Consider the following 16,970-nt stretch of genomic DNA (forward strand, 5'->3'; position numbering starts at 1 on the left):
GGATTTCTTGGTTATGATTAGGAATGAGTGTAACTTTAAACGCTTTCTGCATTTTGCTTTTCTATGTACTTTTTTACTTCTGCTTCTGTATTTTCGCTAACTGTTGAGACAAAATAACTAGGATTCCAAAGGTGTCCTCCCCATAGCTTTTTCTTGAGTTGAAGAAACTTTAAAAACTTGCGGGTATTGAATAGACTGTTTACCGTGCTTACTTTTGAAGTTGGGGTATTTTGCCCTCCCTTCAAAAAAATTGATGAATGCTCTAGATAGGTTGAGACTAACTGATTGCAACACTTGCGAGTAACAATCCTTTAGCCAAGAAAACTCTATTTTGAGTGGTGGCAACAGATCGTTGTATCCTTGTCGAGATAATCCTTTCCCTGTTGCTTTATAAGTCTGGTTGTTTAGATTTAAAGCCCGATTCCACCACCACCTAGCGCACCCAAAAGATTGCGAAAATCGCTCTTTTTGCACCTGTGTCGGATAAATTCGGACTTTGACAACGTTTCTCATTCGCTAAATATACCACGAATAAAATTTGTGGTATAAAAAATCTGGATTTGGCAATTCCCTATAGGTGATTACCTGCCTATCCATCCCGACACTAAACTGAGTACATTTATAGTGCGGGACTTCCGGCAAAGAAAGTTAAAAATATTATCTTGTCGGCCTCAAAGCATCCGCGACCTTGAACAATTATTATGTAGTATGCTTGCCGATAAAATAATACAATAATGATAATTATTATTAGATAATGATCAAGAAAAAAGGGGTGTCTGATTGAATACAGTCCCCCTTTTGGCAGAAAGTGAGAAAAGAACTACCATTACTCACCTGCCAACATGAAAAATGCCAGACTTGAAGAGTTTCGTCAAGTAGCCTTGTTGAAAAAACCGTAACACGACCACGTAAAGAGCCATCAGTTGCGGTTTAATAACTTTTTAGCCTACAAGCTAGAACGCATTGGTGCAAAGTTGATTGAAGTTGATAGATGGTTCCCTAGTTCTAAACTCTGCTCTAATTGTTTTTATCAAATCAGTGAGTTGTCGCTGGATGTCCGTGAATGGACTTGTCCTCATTGCAATACTCATCATGACAGGGATGGAAACGCCGCGATAAATATTAGAGCGCAGGGTATCAGAATAATAAAGGCGGAAGATGACGCTCGTTCGCCCTTGGCGTCTCCCCTTGGGAGAAGACTCGCTAACGCTTCGCTATCAGCCCTCTCTGCTGTAGGAGGGGTGGTAAGTCCTAATCTTGGGCGAAAGTCTAAGTTTAGGCACTCCCCCGTGATTACAGAAGCCCCAACTTCAACCGTACTCGGTAAGTTGGGGTAGTTCACTACTAAAGATTATTCATAATTTCGCTAAGTCTCTGATTAACTCAGCCCTGCTAGGTCGTTTTGCATAGCTTAGTCTAGTTCTTGGTGCGAAACTAAATTTCCAAAAAATAAGGATACGGATTTAAGATGTTTCCAGGAACTAAAACCTTAGCTGAGGTTGCTGGAAATAGCTTAAATCCATATCGTCATTTTTTGAAAATTTAGTTTCGCACCGGGAACTAGTCTAAACTCCAGTTCCAAAAGCAGGGGTTTTATTAAATCTACTTAACAGAAACAGCATCAACATCAATCGTGCTTGCACTGGAGGTAGAACCCTCATTAGTATTGGGTACTTCAGTAGCCACATCACCCTTACGAGCTTTCCAGCCTTCAATTACTAGTCCAGATACCTCACTAACTAGTAAAGTCAAAAGGAAAACATCATCAATCTGTCCCACAACGGGTAGAAAATCTGGGACAATATCGATTGGGCTGACCAAGTAAACCAACGTTCCTAAAATTACCCACCAACGGTACTTGGGGTTACGAAGCAAATTGCCATACCAAGTGTAAAGTGATTGGATTGAAAATTTCATATTTTGAACCTCCAGTTATCTTTAATTTTGACAAATTATCTTAAAAACTCCCGGTGGGAATAACCGCCCTAGTTAGTCTGGAAGACGCTACTGGTAATCTGTCACCAATACCCAATGCTTACACTGTCTTTTTAGGTTTTCGAGAAATTTATATTTTGGAAGTCCCTCATTTTGCATTAATCTCTAGAATTAAAATGCTTTAGCATATTTGCTCTAGTCATGGAGGGAGGAAACTTAAACAGTGGATATTTTAGATTTGTTTTATAAGGGCGGACCAGCGATGTGGCCTTTGCTGGTTCTCTCGATTCTGTCTTTGAGTGTGATTTTCGAGCGTTTGTGGTTCTGGTTGCGAATGTTGACTCAGGAAAAGCAAATAGTCGATCGCATCCTGGATGCTGCCCAAGATAATTGGGAAGTAGCTGCGGACATTGCTAGCAGGGCAAGCCATCAGCCTGTGGGGCGTTTTCTCTACGCCCCTCTACGCTTTGCTAAAACTGATGCGGAAACCTTTCGATTAGCATTGGAGGCTACCGCCGAAGATGAATTGGCTGGAATGCGGCGGGGCGAAAAACTTTTAGAAGCCGTGATTGCCCTAGCGCCACTGCTGGGATTGTTAGGCACCGTTTTGGGTTTAATCCGCGCTTTACGATCAATTCGGATTGGCGATTTAGGAACTGAATCTACGGCTGGGGTGACAACTGGTATTGGTGAATCACTGATTGCTACGGCAACTGGGTTAATAGTTGCCATCATTAGTTTGGCATTTTACCGCCTATTTCAAAGTTTTGTAGTTAACCAAGTCAAAGTTTTTCGGAAGGCAGGGAATGAGATGGAATTGCTCTATCGCCAGTCTCCGCCTGATTTTAGTAATAGAACATCAGCAATTGTGCCAGAAAATTTCACTCCACCCCGCAAGCCAGGAAAGACTAAGTTTTCTGAAACTCCTGAACCCCCGAATGCACCTAATTAATAGTCAAGAATTCAACCTCAAAACCAGGTGTTAGAGTGAGACGATGAAAGTTAATCTACATACTCCAATTGAAGAAGTCCAAGTTCAAATCATCCCTTTAATTGATGTTGTTTTTTGTATCCTGACGTTTTTTTTGTTAGCAGCTTTACAATTTACGCGGCAACAGGCAATAAATGTTGATTTGCCTAAAGCCAGCCCCAGTTCAGTATCTGGAATCACCTCACAGAGTGGAAGTCTGATTGTAACTATCGATGCCGTTGGCAATACTTACATAGAAAAACAGCCTGTAAAACGGGAGGATTTGCGACAAAGCTTAAAACAGTATCTCCAACAAAATCCCAGTGCCATTGTGGTGCTGAATGCTTCCCGGACAGCAACTTACAATGATGTGATTGAGACATTGGATTTGCTCCGGCAAGTAGGGGGCGATCGCGTTTCTTTGGGAATTATTCCTGGAACATCTCAACCACCTACAGACTTACTCAACCAGCCTGCTGTTCCCTCATTCCCAATCAATCCTGGTGCATCATCACTTCCAGGTATCAATCCCGAAGGGAATCTTACCCCTAATTTTCCCTTAGCACCTAATTCCGTACCCTTCCCGACGGGAACTGGTCAACCTGCAACTCGGCAAGGCATCAGTCCGATCAATCCTGGTATTTTTAACCCACCAGCATCCCCAGCCCCTGTAGCACCCAAACAAACCCAACCTACTCTTAAAAAATGAGATCGGGAGCAGGGGAGAATTAGAATCTCCCCACTCCCCTTCAAGCTCTTTCCCAAACCTAAAGATATCTAAAATAAAATTCGGTTAAAGAAAAATTTCCTGCTAATTTATAGATAATTGGTTGAGCTTTAAAGATTTTTCCAGCGATAAACTAAAGTAATTTATCACCAATTGCCATTCACGTTTCAGGGGTTGTGGCATGAATATCATGACGCTTTTAATTGTTTGGGTAGTAACAGCTATCAGCCTGCTGATAATTAGCAAATTACCTCTGGGAGTTGAAATTGACACTCCAGGTAAAGCTTTCCTTTCGGCCGCAGTGCTTGGTATAGTCACAGCAATAGTCAGACCGATTTTAAGCCTCGTTTTTGCAGTACCAAATTTACTCACATTGGACTTACTATCCAGTATTTTCACATTTATGATTGCCGTGGTTTGTTTTAGTATTGCTGCTTGGTTAGTAGACGGCTTTTACTTGCGTTACGGGATTTGGAGTGCTGTTATCGGAGCATTTACGCTGACTATAATTAACAGCTTAATCTACAGATTATTAGGCGTATAAAGTTAAAAATTAAGAGTTAGGAGTTAGGAGTTAAGAGTTATTAACAATTCCTCACTCAGAACTCCTAACTCATCACTTTCATCTCCTAACTATTCGTTGGAACTTGGGGGAGCAACTGGGGTAGTTGATTGTTGTTTACGTTGCTCGCGTTTTTTGCGATCGGCTGAGAGCATATCTGCCATCACTACCAGTGCTTGCGCCATCTTGTCTAGGTTAGAACGGTATAGCTCCAAATCCTTGTTGAGTTTGTCATCGGAGAGGTGCAAGCCAGCAGCGATCGCTTTCAGCGCCTCAGTGAGTTGTTTTTCATCTTTGACTAATTCGGGATCTGATAGTTCCAATAACGAAAATACACCAATTGCAAACAAACGGTTGTATTTAAAGTTAGGATTGTTGGCGATCGCTTGCAGGTGTCCTTGCAAGTCAGTATCTCGATCTAAATGAGTAGTTTGACCTAGCCACGCAATTAAATCTTTAATTGGCAAAGCTTTAGCTAGAGTTTGCAATCTTTCGGCATCCTGTCGATAGCGTTGCGGATCGTTTTCTATAGCCCGACATAGGGCGTTAAAAATTGATTCTTGATCTCGTTCTGGTTGATAGCCTTCCATGAAGCGGTCAAAGGTAGTGACGACACCCAAGGCATAAATCGGATTGTAGCTAAAATCGATATTTACTGACAGCAGATGCATTTCCACCATCAATTCTTCTACTACCCGACGATAAATAGTGTTGATCGGACGGGTGTGAAGATTGTAGAAAGTTCGCTTTGTATCAGAGACAGTACGGACGTTATTCACAAAGAAAAAGAGAATGTTAAGGGCGACGTATCTTTATTTTCACGCTTAAAGGCTAGTTTGCCAAGTTGAGCTTTTAACTGGCGACGGTTCCATTTACAATATAAGACAAATCAGAAGTACTTTATCAGCTGCTAGGCACAGAGGATAAGACCTTTTCCCTTAAAAAACTAGCCAAATATTATCATCACTTAATGATTCGTTTTTTGCACTTATGAACTTCTGGCCACAGTTAATTGCTTTAGGTGAGTACCTAGCTGGTGAATTTGATAATCGAGAACAAGCGATCGCAGAACCAGCTTGGTATGTCCACCTTTGTCTGTGGCAAAGACCAGTTAATCTGTTTACAGAAGATAGCATCACCCTGTTTGCTGAACAGGCTAACGTTATTAACCTAGATCAACCTTACCGCCAGCGAATTATGCGGTTGCGTCAGAGGAGCAACTCTGATGCATCTCTGGAAGTACAATACTATATACCTCAAGATCCAGGTGCATTAAGAGGCGCAAGTCATAACCCAGCCCTACTCAACACACTGACACCCGAACAATTAGATTTACTACCAGGTTGCATCCTAACAGTTACCCAGGAAACACTAGCCCGCGATCGCTATAAGTTTACTGCTATCCCACTACCAGAAACTCGTTGCAGCTTTACTTATCTTGGTAATAGCGTCTATGTTTCCTTGGGATTTGAAGCCACTGCGGCAGAATTTCACAGCTACGACAAAGGAATTGATCCAGCAACTTCAAAAGCAACCTGGGGAGCGATTATGGGGCCTTATCGCTACACCAAGCGAAATCAGTATTGAATAAGATAAACTTATGAGTCATGAGTTTTGAATTAACTCCTCACTCGTCACTCCTCACTCTTAACTCCTAACTTGTTTCTTAGCTGGCGATGCTAGGAGGTACACCTTTTAAAGCTTCCTCTTCCGTTTCAAAGATTTCAAAAACAGTATCCATCATCGTCACTTCAAACACGAGTTTGGCTTCTGGATGTACATTAGAGATGCGGAAACTGCCTTTAACTTTATCAGCATCACGCATTCCAGCTACCAAAGACGTAAGACCAGAACTATCAATAAAATTTACCAGAGCCAGATTTACAACTACATGGCGGCTGAGTTTTGAAATACACTCCTGTAACTTCAGGCGAAATTGCCAAGCGGTGGTGATGTCTAGACGACCTGCTGGTGTCAGGACAATAACCGTGTTTCCATCTTGGGTTGTATAACTTTTTTGGTCTATATGAATCACTAAAGCTCTCCCCGTGGCATTCCTTTTCAGATTAACTAGTCACAGAATTTTCTAATGCTATCACTTGAGATTAACAAGCTATAGCTAAATTTGTCACCTTTTTCTGTTAAGTGCTTACCTTTAGTAGTTTAACTAACCAAAATAGTGCTGAGTAGCAATTTGTAATGGGGAGTGGGGAGATGAGGGAGATGAGGAAGAAATAAATCCAAACTCCTGTACAGACGCGATTAATCGCGTCTCTCCAAACTCCAAACTCCTAACTCAGCACTCAGGACTATTGAGGTGGTGTCCAATTTATCCAATCTTGGGGCTTGAGGAAGGTTTCATATAACTCGGCTTCGGGGGAATTGGGTTCTGGCTGATAGCCGTATTCCCAGCGGACTAAGGGAGGTAGGGACATGAGAATTGATTCGGTGCGTCCGTTGGTTTGCAGACCAAAAATAGTGCCTCGGTCATAAACCAAGTTAAATTCTACATACCGTCCCCGACGGTAGAGTTGAAAATTCCGTTGGCGATCGCCATACTCTATCCGATGTCGTCGTTCTACAATTGGTACGTAGGCTGGTAAAAATGACCTACCACAGTCTTGCACAAAGGCAAACAAATCTTCCCAATTGCGGGTTGCGGGTGTTCCCACCTGGTTGCTATAGATAGCTGCTTCCCCATTGGGATTCGGTCCGCGATATAAAGCACCCTGACCATCTTGGTAATCAAAAAACAGACCACCTACACCCCGTGTCTCATCACGATGCTTCAGGTAGAAATATTCATCACACCACCGCTTAAACACCGGGTAATACTCTGGGTGGTGTTGGTCACAAGCCTGCTTTAATGTTTTGTGTAAATGTGCCGCATCTTCAGCAAAGGGGTAATAAGGTGTCAAGTCAATGCCACCACCAAACCACCAAACTGGCCCCGCTTCAAAATAGCGATAATTTAGATGAACTGTGGGCACGTAAGGATTGTGAGGATGTAATACCATTGAAGTGCCTGTGGCATAAAAGCCATGCCCTGCTGCTTCCGGGCGTTGGGTTAAAATTGAGGGTGGCAAATGCTCTCCCCAAACTTCCGAAAAACCTACACCTGCTTGTTCAAAGATTGCACCATCACGCAAAATACGCGATCGCCCTCCACCCCCTTCTGGGCGTTCCCAACTGTCTTCAATAAACTTGCTCACACCATCCAGGTTTTCCAGCCTTTGACTAATTTCGTCTTGTAACTGTTGCATAAACTGGCGGACTCTAGTTTGAGCGTCAGATGCTGGCAAAGACTTGGATGATTCTGCTGCTACAGTTGGTGTTTGCGAGTTGGTCAACATAGATTCCCGAACCTAAATTACAAATTCCAGAAAGCCACAAATTTCTTATCTTAAAATTTGGGGGAAACACGCGCCAACAATCAAGCTCTATTTGCCCAACCCGCTTTTTTGTTACTGGTTAAGCATTTATACGATTGATGGGCATCACTAGAGTTATTTTCCCTCAAATGCGTATACGCTTGTATATTGACTGAGTTTTTTTTGAAATTTTATTTTTAATTGGAATATTTTGGTAGAAACACTAGCCTTTAGTCGTAACCTTGAAATATCAACGGTTTGACTGTCCGGCTCAAAACTTATTTACCATATTCCTATATTGGCTGTTGGCATCTTTGCCGAATCAAGGCTTGCTAAGTTTAGGGCATTTTTGAGAAAGTTTTAATTTAGGGGTTGAGCGTAGTTGCACACCATACCAGAGTTACCAGAAACAGTCTAGCGAGGAGGATTAGGAAAATGCAAGGTTGGTTATCCCAATTCATCCACCGCAAACGTCGTCGGTTTTGCGCTTGTCTGGTGAAGACTTATCAAGAGATTAGTTCTGCTTCTGTAGATGAACTGTGGCAAAAAGTCGCTGACTTAACAGATGTTTCCTGGCATCCACTACTTAAGAGTACTAATGTGCCCTACGGATTAGTACCCAAACCAGGATTAATTTATCAGGCTGTAACACGCTTTTCGCCGATTCCCATCCAGATTTTTGTGGAACGCGTCAATCCTAGAGAGATGCTGAGTATCCGAGTGCTAGCGATTCCTGGAATCGAGGAACGGGTGACTTATCAAGTAGAGTCAACCGTTTGTGGTACTTGTCTGTATTATTCTGTAACCCTACGGGGTTGGTTATCGCCCCTGATTTGGTCTTTATCCCGTCCTTATGCCGACCGCGTAGCACGGTCTTTAGTCGAGGCAGTAGAAAAAACAGCATTGCCAACGGTATCTGGTAAGAAAAAATCCCTTAAAGACAGTTGTTTTGATTTTTAGAAGGGGGAGTGGGGAGTGGGCTTGCCGTGAGCGTAGCCGAATGGGAGTTAGGGGGGAAATAATCAATAATTAATCCCTAAAGAAAGTTAAGATTCTATTAGATGATAATGCAATTTGCTAAGTTTTGTTACCCTAATGACAGTGATAACACTAAGCTGACCTTACTTAAGAAAGCATCGAGTTAATAGCTAAGATGTTCGCCACGAGTGTATTTCTTTATTTTCAATTTTGAATTTTGAATTTTTTATGTACGATGTCCTCGATTCCCGCTCTGTTTTAGAAGTGTTGCGACCAGTGGAAGACCCAGAACTCCACAAAAGTCTGGTAGAACTGAATATGATTCGCAACGTCAAAATTGAGGCTGGCAAGGTTAGTTTTACTTTGGTGTTAACCACTCCTGCCTGTCCTTTACGTGAATTTATTGTTGAAGACTGTCAGAAAGCTGTCAAAAAACTCCCAGGCGTTACAGATGTCAGCATAGAAGTGACCGCAGAAACACTTCAACAAAAAAGTTTACCTGACCGGACTGGCATTTCTGGCGTGAAAAATATCATTGCTGTTTCCAGTGGCAAAGGTGGCGTTGGTAAAAGTACAGTGGCGGTGAATGTAGCAGTGGCTCTAGCTCAAACTGGGGCGAAAGTCGGCTTGCTAGATGCTGATATTTACGGACCTAATGACCCGACCATGCTAGGTCTAGCTGATGCCCAAATTGCCGTGCGTTCCACTGAAAAAGGTGACATCCTGGAACCTGCTTTTAATCACGGCGTCAAATTAGTTTCAATGGGCTTTTTGATTGACCGAGATCAACCAGTAATCTGGCGGGGGCCTATGCTCAATGGTGTAATTCGCCAGTTTCTCTATCAAGTTGAATGGGGAGAACTGGACTATTTGATTGTAGATATGCCACCGGGAACCGGAGATGCTCAGTTAACTTTAACCCAAGCAGTATCGATGGCAGGGGCAGTAATTGTCACCACGCCGCAAACTGTAGCCTTGTTAGATTCTCGCAAGGGATTACGGATGTTCCAGCAGATGAATGTCCCGGTATTGGGGATTGTGGAAAATATGAGCTATTTTATACCCCCTGATCAACCAGATAAGCAGTATGACATCTTTGGTTCCGGTGGTGGCTCCAAAACAGCCGCCGAATTAGGAGTGCCACTGTTGGGGTGTGTACCCCTAGAGATTTCCACCCGAGTTGGTGGTGACAGTGGTGTGCCAATAGTTGTTGGCGAACCAGATTCAGCTTCGGCAAAAGCATTAACAGCGATCGCTCTGACCATTGCTGGTAAAGTATCAGTTGCTGCTTTGACGTAATAAATTGGGGCATGGGGCATAGGGCATAGGGCATCGAAGATTAGGGGACTTCCAAATAAAAAAATATCCTAAAACTGACGCAAAAACCCTCTCTATTTCTCCTCTCTCTGTGTCTGGAGTGGTAGCCTAGAGCAAGCCCCTCTCTACGAGAGGCTGCGCCAAAGGGTTCGGGGGTGACGCTCGTTCGCCCTTGGTGTCTGCCCTTGTAAGAACACTCGCTAACGACGGGAACCGCCTTCTCTACGAGAGGCTTTGCCAAGGTGCAGCGTCTGGCAGAGAAGACTGCGACCCCCTCACCGCTCCGCGTCTACGTTTATTTGGATAATTTATTTCTTGGAAATCTCTAGGAAAATGAGGGAGCAGGAGACGAAAAACTATTAATTATTGACCCAATGCCCAATACTTCTCTACGAGAGGCTGCGCCAACGACTTCGCTCAGTACAAGTGCCCAATGCCCAATGCCCAAAACTTAAAAAAGTCTAAACTGGCACAATGTTGTTAAAACGATCCCTCCCCAAAATTCGCTGGAAGTCTTGGGTTAAGCCCTGGCAGTCTGTAGATTGGCTACTATTTTGTTTGCCGATAGCTATCAGCATCTTTGGCGGCATAATGATCCTCAGTACGGAACTGAAGCAGCCAGTAACTGACTGGTGGTGGCACTGGATGGTAGCGGCTATCGGCGTAGTCATAGCCCTATTTTTATCTCGCACCCGTTACGAAATCTTGATGCAGTGGCACTGGGTAACATACACACTGACGAACTTTAGCTTAATCGCTGTGATGATTGCTGGTACTAGCGCCAAAGGGGCCCAGCGATGGATTAGTATCGCGGGCTTTAACGTGCAACCCTCAGAATTTGCCAAAGTCGGGATGATCATCACCTTAGCAGCTTTGCTACACAGGCGTAGTGCTTCCAGTATCGAAGGTGTTTTCCGCGTTTTGGCAATTACTGCCATACCTTGGGGATTAGTATTTTTGCAGCCAGATTTAGCAACATCACTGGTATTTGGTGCGATCGTTTTAGGAATGCTTTACTGGGCAAATGCTAACCCAGGCTGGTTAATTCTGATGATTTCTCCTGTGGTTGCCGCCATTTTGTTTAGTATATCTTGGCCTTTAGCAGGGCCGATAGTTTTATTTAAAGGATTATCTTTTGGGCCATTAGCTTTTGGCCCATTAGGGCTAATTTGGTCAGTTGCGATGGCAATTGTGGGCTGGCGAACTCTCCCCTGGCATCGATTTGGTTCCGGCGCTATTAGTGCATGGAGTCTCAATATCTTGGGTGGGGAATTAGGGATCTTCGCCTGGAACCATATTTTGAAAGACTATCAAAAAAATCGGCTAACTGTATTCATAGACCCCGATCACGATCCCCTCGGTGCTGGGTATCACTTAATCCAATCTCGCATTGCTATTGGTGCTGGTGAAATTTGGGGATGGGGTCTATTTAAGGGCCCAATGACGCAACTGAATTTCGTACCGGAACAGCATACAGACTTTATTTTCTCCGCAGTGGGGGAAGAATTCGGTTTTTTTGGTTGTTTGGTAGTGCTGTTTGTCTTCTGCTTAATTTGCTTACGTCTACTGCATATTGCCCAAACCGCCAAAGATAACTTTGGTTCGTTGTTGGCTATTGGCGTTTTTTCCATGATCATGTTTCAGGTGATTGTGAACGTTGGCATGACTGTTGGTTTAGCGCCTGTGGCGGGAATTCCCTTACCTTGGATGAGTTATGGGCGTTCTGCTATGCTGACTAACTTCATTTCCTTGGGAATAGTAGAATCAGTAGCAAATTTTCGACAAAGACAGAAGTATTATTGATTCGTCATTGGTCATTGGTCATTGGTCAAAGATACAAGAGTTTTTGGTACATACCTCGTCCTGCAATGCTTACGTGGGCAGAAAAAAACTTTGTCTTTCATCGGACTAATTGAAACCATGTTAAAGAGTGGGTGTGATATCTCAAGGACTTTCTTACTAATGACTAATGACTCTCGCGTTGCGGTTTGATTCGTCATTTGTCCTTTGCAAATGACCAATGACTAATAAGAAGTATTAAGCTATTAAAAGTAAACAAGCGAGGCTAAAAACATGATCATGCCTGGAGCAACTGTTCGCGTCAAGAATGCCGCAGATACCTATTATCGCTACGAAGGACTAGTGCAACGGGTGAGTGATGGCAAAGTAGCCGTATTATTTGAAGGTGGTAACTGGGATAAATTAGTTACCTTCCGCGTGAGCGAATTGTCACTCGTAGAAACCACAGCCGGACGTAAAAAAGCCAAATAATATTAGTTAGGAGTGAGAAGTTAGGAGTTAGGAGTTATAATTCCTCAACTCATAACTCCTAACTCAGCACTGTTATGCGCCTCCCCCTACCACAGTTTGCTACTGCCGATCGCCATCCCAACCACATTGCGGAGGTGATTGAGACTACTACTACTGAATTTTTAGCCCAGTGTTTGGAACCCAAAGATTTAAGCTTTCCCTCAATGCCACCCTTTGGTAGTTGGGTTTGTTCTGTAGATGAAGAATCTGGTAATCAAATTTATGCTGTAGTCTATTATGCCACAACTATGCCGATAGATTCCGTACACCGAGCTAGAGCCTTGGGGTTGTCCTTACAAGATTTACGCGAGGAACAACCGCAAATATTTGCCATGCTCAGAACGGAATTCCGGGCTGCGATCGTGGGGTTTGAGCAGTCTTCCCAGAATCGAGGTTATAACCAAAGAATATATCAGTATCTACCACCCCGTCCCCCGCAAATTCATCAAGCTGTTTATCGGTGTGAACCAGAAGCGATCATTAAATTTACTGAAGAACTAGATTTTTTGCGGACACTGCTTTGTATTAACAATGCGCCAATTGAGTCTTTGACCGCAGCTGCGATTCGAGATGTATACCAGTTACGCAAAGCTGACCGAGAATGGCTAATTAAAGCTGGACGTAACTTAAGTGTGCTACTTAAAGACGACTACGATCGCTTGCGGTTCATTTTGAGTCAAATCCATCCGTAGGTAGTTAGTTCTGAGATAATTACCTAGTTAGTGTAAATTAAGATTTCTGATTTTTCTTCAGGTGGCTTCTCCATTTATCGATCAGGCGATCGGCCCCAACGGTAATCGCAGTTTTACCATAGCCTCTTCAATTCCTACCTATGGAACTCATATCACAAGTTCTTGTTCTGGAACCTACTTCCCAAGTTCTTGGCAAAGAACCAATTGTTCCCTTTGCTATTTTGCTGGTGGTGATCTTAGTTATACCGATCATATTTGAGCGGCTAAGATTACCAGCATTAGTGGGTTTGGTTTTCTCAGGGCTAGTACTTGGTCCCTCAGGCTGGAATCTATTTCAGTCTGACTCGCCGATGATTAAGCTGCTATCAGACATTGGGTTAATTTACTTGCTGTTTGTCGCCGGGCTAGAAGTTGATCTACAACAGTTCCGCCAAAGAAAAAGTCGTGCATTTGGGTTTGCTAGTTTGACTTTCAGTGTACCCCTGGCGATCGGAACCTTAGTAGGGCTGATTTTAGGCTCTGGCTGGAATACATCAATCTTAATTGGCTCTTTATTCGCTTCCTATACCCTTTTGGCATATCCGATAATCAGCCGTTTGGGAGTGATAAATAACGAAGCTGTTAGCGTCACCATTGGAGCGACGATTTTTACAGATATTGGTGCAGTCCTGATCTTAGCCGTTTGTCTAGCCGTCGATCATGCTGGAGCATTCAGCTTTGCTAAACTACTCACCTTGTCGGGTTGGTTAATTATTTACTCTGTTGCCGTTGTGACAGGCTTTGATTGGGCAGGCAAAGAATTTTTCAAGCGGTCTGGAGATGACGAAGGAAACAAGTTTTTGTTTGTGTTGCTTTCTGTGTTTCTGGCGGCTGTGGGCGCTCAATTGATGGGGGTAGAAAAAATTGTTGGTGCTTTTTTAGCAGGTTTGGCGGTGAATGAAGCTGTGGGTGAAGGCCCAGTCAAAGAAAAGGCAGTATTTATTGGCAGTGTGCTATTCATTCCCATTTTCTTTGTTTCCCTTGGCTTACTGATCAATTTACCCGCCTTTGTGAACAACTTGGCCACGCTCAAGTTAACGCTGTTGATGATCGTCGGTTTGATTGTCAGTAAATTGATCGCAGCTTTGTTGACAAAACTGATTTACCGCTATAACTGGCGAGAAATGCTCACGATGTGGTCGCTGTCACTTCCCCAGGTTGGTACAACTTTAGCAGCAACGTTAGTAGGATATCGGGCTGGGTTGCTGCCACTACAAGTATTACATAGTGTCATTGTCTTAATGGTTGTCACATCAACCTTGGGACCGTTGATGACCAGTCGAATAGCTGTTGGTTTGAATTCCTCACCAGCCGAAGATCCAACACCACCCCTATCTGACCAAAACGCACCAGAAACAGACTGTGCTTTTACTATCGTCGTACCTGTGTATAATCCTCAGACGGAGCAGTATTTGATTGAGATGGCGGCGTTATTAGCGCGTCAGTCTAAAGGCAAAATTATACCCCTGGCGATCGCTACAGCTGCCGCTCACATGGATGCACCACAGTTAGAAGCGTCTCTACAACGGAGTGAGTGGTTACTAACAAAAGCCACAGCACACAGTCGAGTATTCGGCGTGGCCGCAGAACCAATGCTGCGAATTGATGATGCCTTTGCTCAAGGAATTAGCAGAGCTGCTCGTGAACAAAAGGCTAATTTAATTGTTATGGGTTGGGGTAAACGGACTGGGTTACGAGCGCGTTTATTTGGGAATGTGATTGATGGTGTGCTTTGGGCATCCCATTGTCCAGTAGCAGTGACACGTCTAGTAGAATCACCGAAAAAAATTCAGCGCATCTTAGTACCAGTAGAAAATTTAACAGCACCGACATTACAGCCGATACAATTTGCCCAGATGTTGGCAGAGGCAAATCAGAGCCACATTACTGTGCTGAATGTGTGTGATCGCCGCACTAGTTCCAGTAAAATTGCTTGGAGGCGATCGCATCTCTCCCTATTGGTATCTAAATTAGCTTTGGCCAATACCCCAGAAATTCAAATCATCGCTCATGAAAATGTTGCCCAAGCAATTTTGCAGGCAGCACGATTATATGATTTAGTCGTTTTACCTTTTATACGTAATCGTACCAGTCCTGGAGGGTTAGCCATTAGCGATGTCACAACCCAGTTAGCCAGACAAATCACCTGCTCCATTGTCATGCTTGGAGAAGCGCAACGCACTCAAACCACAAATGTAGTTATGTCTAACACGGTTAGCAACATTACATCTGCTGCTTTCTATCCAACTGAGAGCAGTAGTGAGCTAAACCATATCTAGTTTGCATATCTAAAATGTATATAACTCTTGTGGGGTGGGCAGCGTTCGACTGAACGCTCACGCCGAAGTCTTGCCCGCCCTAATGGGAGCAAGTTAAATATGTAACAGCTGAACGCCGTGTGCAACTTTACTCTTAAACCTAACCCCCAACCCCAACCCTTTTAGGGTTGGGGAGTAAGAATCAAAGCCTCTCTCCTTTTAGGGGCTAGGGTGTACACAAAAGTCCTAAAAACCCAGCTTGATGAGGTTTTCCTCGTTCCCATACTCGGTATGGGAATGCATTCATTGAGTCAGAGACTCAATTCTGACTCAATATTTAACTGGAGGCAGCAGCCATGTCAGCAGCGATTCCCACGCAGAGCATGGGAACGAGGGAACAATCGAAAATCGAGCTTTTTTCGACTTGTATATACACCGTAGCCTTTTAGAAGAGAGGAATGGAATCGGGGTTTTAAGAATAAATCGCACATAGCCTGTACCAACCATAAAAAGGCTCTATTTTATTGAAGATTTGATAAACTTTATCTGGAAGACTAACAACTTTGAGACTAAATTTGGTATTTTTCTAATTAAATTGTTGAGCAAAAAGGTAAAAATATCACAAAACTACATCCGTAGAAAAATAGGTAAGTTCAACAGCACTTTTTGATTGAGCCTTGTTCTTTATTTTCGTTTTGTATTTTTGTCTCCAAGCTGGGTAATCTAAAAGTAAGTGCAATAGCTACTGAAAATATTTGTAAGTAACTGGGAAACTATGAGAATTTTGGTGACGGGCGGTGCTGGGTTTATTGGTTCCCATCTTATCGACCGACTAATGAGCGATGGGCATGAATTAATATGCTTGGATAATTTTTACACTGGTCATAAACGCAACGTCCTTAAATGGTTAGGTCATCCGTACTTTGAACTGATCCGCCACGATATTACCGAACCAATTCGGTTAGAAGTGGATCAAATTTATCATTTAGCTTGTCCTGCTTCTCCGGTACATTACCAGTACAACCCAGTTAAAACCGTTAAAACTAACGTGATGGGAACGCTGAATATGTTAGGACTGGCTAAACGTGTGAAAGCGAGGTTTTTTTTGGCTTCAACTAGTGAAGTATACGGAGATCCAGAAGTTCATCCGCAACCTGAAGAGTATAGAGGTAGCGTCAATCCTATTGGCATACGTTCATGCTATGACGAAGGTAAAAGAATTGCTGAGACTCTAGCATTTGATTACTACAGGCAGAATAAAGTTGATATTCGAGTTGCTCGGATCTTTAACACTTACGGGCCGAGAATGTTAGAAAACGATGGTCGGGTGGTGAGCAACTTTATAGTTCAAGCCTTGCGGGGTAATCCTTTAACAGTATACGGTGATGGTTCGCAAACTCGTAGTTTCTGCTACGTTTCCGATTTGGTGGAAGGATTCATCCGCCTAATGAATGGGGACTACATTGGCCCAGTAAACCTGGGTAATCCTAGTGAATATACGATTTTACAATTGGCAGAAGCTGTGCAAAACATGATCAACCCGGACGCGCAGATTAAGTTTGAGCCACTACCCTCGGACGATCCCCGACGTCGCCAGCCTGATATTACAAAGGCAAAAACTTGGTTAAATTGGGAACCAACCATTCCTCTGGAAGAGGGGTTAAAACTGACAATAAAAGATTTTAGCAATCGCATGCAAAGCGATGTCAATAATTTAACCGCCTAAGGTGCGCCTAACGTCGCTCTGAATTTTCATGCAGGCTCACCCTATGGGTAGCTAGTATGCTTGGTGGCTGAGTTTACTGCCAATG

At 43.4% G+C, this 16,970-nt stretch carries 16 protein-coding genes and 2 pseudogenes; 12 read left to right on the plus strand and 6 right to left on the minus strand.

The window, feature by feature from the left end; translation table 11 throughout:
• Positions 1-35: 35 nt before the first annotated feature.
• Positions 36-245 (minus strand): transposase, encoded by a 210-nt coding sequence (locus ACYTXL_RS05355; RefSeq protein WP_461923795.1) that lies wholly within the window; start codon positions 243-245, stop codon positions 36-38.
• Positions 246-387: 142 nt separating this feature from the next.
• Positions 388-513: pseudogene (locus ACYTXL_RS05360) on the minus strand (helix-turn-helix domain-containing protein); the annotation flags it as partial.
• A 416-nt stretch (positions 514-929) separates the two neighbouring features.
• On the opposite strand from ACYTXL_RS05360, the pseudogene ACYTXL_RS05365 reads away from it, so the two are divergent.
• Positions 930-1,337: pseudogene (locus ACYTXL_RS05365) on the plus strand (zinc ribbon domain-containing protein); the annotation flags it as partial.
• A 265-nt stretch (positions 1,338-1,602) separates the two neighbouring features.
• Here ACYTXL_RS05365 and ACYTXL_RS05370 read toward each other — a convergent pair.
• The gene (locus ACYTXL_RS05370; RefSeq protein ID WP_461923796.1) at positions 1,603-1,917 is read right to left on the minus strand and encodes a YkvA family protein; all 315 of its coding nucleotides are present in this window, start codon (positions 1,915-1,917) and stop codon (positions 1,603-1,605) included.
• A 241-nt stretch (positions 1,918-2,158) separates the two neighbouring features.
• On the opposite strand from ACYTXL_RS05370, the gene ACYTXL_RS05375 reads away from it, so the two are divergent.
• The 3 genes from ACYTXL_RS05375 to ACYTXL_RS05385 all read left to right on the plus strand — a co-directional run bounded on the left by ACYTXL_RS05375 (position 2,159) and on the right by ACYTXL_RS05385 (position 4,176).
• Positions 2,159-2,887, plus strand: coding sequence for a MotA/TolQ/ExbB proton channel family protein (locus tag ACYTXL_RS05375; RefSeq protein ID WP_461923797.1), 729 nt, complete (start codon positions 2,159-2,161; stop codon positions 2,885-2,887).
• Positions 2,888-2,930: 43 nt separating this feature from the next.
• Entirely contained in the window at positions 2,931-3,614 is a 684-nt protein-coding gene (locus ACYTXL_RS05380; RefSeq protein ID WP_461923798.1) for an ExbD/TolR family protein, read from the plus strand.
• A 199-nt stretch (positions 3,615-3,813) separates the two neighbouring features.
• Entirely contained in the window at positions 3,814-4,176 is a 363-nt protein-coding gene (locus tag ACYTXL_RS05385) for a phage holin family protein (protein ID WP_292792567.1), read from the plus strand.
• A gap of 89 nt (positions 4,177-4,265) precedes the next feature.
• Here ACYTXL_RS05385 and psb29 read toward each other — a convergent pair whose 3' ends face one another.
• Positions 4,266-4,973 carry a photosystem II biogenesis protein Psp29 gene (gene psb29, locus ACYTXL_RS05390; RefSeq protein WP_461923799.1) on the minus strand — a complete coding sequence of 236 codons (708 nt, stop codon included), beginning with the start codon at positions 4,971-4,973 and terminating at the stop codon, positions 4,266-4,268.
• Between the two features lie 211 nt (positions 4,974-5,184).
• Here psb29 and ACYTXL_RS05395 point away from each other — a divergent pair, with 211 nt between their 5' ends.
• Positions 5,185-5,781, plus strand: a complete 597-nt coding sequence (locus ACYTXL_RS05395; protein ID WP_461923800.1) for a CpcT/CpeT family chromophore lyase — start codon at positions 5,185-5,187, stop codon at positions 5,779-5,781.
• A gap of 79 nt (positions 5,782-5,860) precedes the next feature.
• Here ACYTXL_RS05395 and ACYTXL_RS05400 read toward each other — a convergent pair whose 3' ends face one another.
• Together ACYTXL_RS05400 and hemF are read right to left on the minus strand one after the other, a co-directional pair.
• Positions 5,861-6,229, minus strand: coding sequence for an STAS domain-containing protein (locus tag ACYTXL_RS05400; protein ID WP_461923801.1), 369 nt, complete (start codon positions 6,227-6,229; stop codon positions 5,861-5,863).
• A gap of 274 nt (positions 6,230-6,503) precedes the next feature.
• Complete coding sequence (gene hemF / locus ACYTXL_RS05405; protein ID WP_461923802.1) at positions 6,504-7,547, minus strand: oxygen-dependent coproporphyrinogen oxidase; 1,044 nt, start codon at positions 7,545-7,547, stop codon at positions 6,504-6,506.
• 453 nt (positions 7,548-8,000) lie between these two features.
• On the opposite strand from hemF, the gene ACYTXL_RS05410 reads away from it, so the two are divergent.
• The 7 genes from ACYTXL_RS05410 to ACYTXL_RS05440 all read left to right on the plus strand — a co-directional run bounded on the left by ACYTXL_RS05410 (position 8,001) and on the right by ACYTXL_RS05440 (position 16,885).
• Positions 8,001-8,525 carry an SRPBCC family protein gene (locus ACYTXL_RS05410; RefSeq protein WP_461923803.1) on the plus strand — a complete coding sequence of 175 codons (525 nt, stop codon included), beginning with the start codon at positions 8,001-8,003 and terminating at the stop codon, positions 8,523-8,525.
• 246 nt (positions 8,526-8,771) lie between these two features.
• Entirely contained in the window at positions 8,772-9,842 is a 1,071-nt protein-coding gene (locus ACYTXL_RS05415; RefSeq protein WP_461923804.1) for an Mrp/NBP35 family ATP-binding protein, read from the plus strand.
• 492 nt (positions 9,843-10,334) lie between these two features.
• Positions 10,335-11,663: a rod shape-determining protein RodA gene (rodA, locus tag ACYTXL_RS05420; RefSeq protein ID WP_461923805.1), complete on the plus strand. Its 1,329-nt coding sequence runs from the start codon at positions 10,335-10,337 to the stop codon at positions 11,661-11,663.
• A gap of 270 nt (positions 11,664-11,933) precedes the next feature.
• On the plus strand, positions 11,934-12,131 hold the full coding sequence (locus ACYTXL_RS05425) for an NAD(P)H dehydrogenase subunit NdhS (protein ID WP_461923806.1): 198 nt from the start codon (positions 11,934-11,936) through the stop codon (positions 12,129-12,131).
• A gap of 74 nt (positions 12,132-12,205) precedes the next feature.
• Positions 12,206-12,862 carry an HAS-barrel domain-containing protein gene (locus tag ACYTXL_RS05430; protein ID WP_461923807.1) on the plus strand — a complete coding sequence of 219 codons (657 nt, stop codon included), beginning with the start codon at positions 12,206-12,208 and terminating at the stop codon, positions 12,860-12,862.
• A gap of 140 nt (positions 12,863-13,002) precedes the next feature.
• Complete coding sequence (locus tag ACYTXL_RS05435; RefSeq protein WP_461923808.1) at positions 13,003-15,180, plus strand: cation:proton antiporter domain-containing protein; 2,178 nt, start codon at positions 13,003-13,005, stop codon at positions 15,178-15,180.
• A gap of 754 nt (positions 15,181-15,934) precedes the next feature.
• Positions 15,935-16,885 carry a UDP-glucuronic acid decarboxylase family protein gene (locus tag ACYTXL_RS05440; RefSeq protein ID WP_461923809.1) on the plus strand — a complete coding sequence of 317 codons (951 nt, stop codon included), beginning with the start codon at positions 15,935-15,937 and terminating at the stop codon, positions 16,883-16,885.
• Positions 16,886-16,970 lie beyond the last annotated feature (85 nt).

The organism is Nostoc sp., from assembly GCF_054880495.1.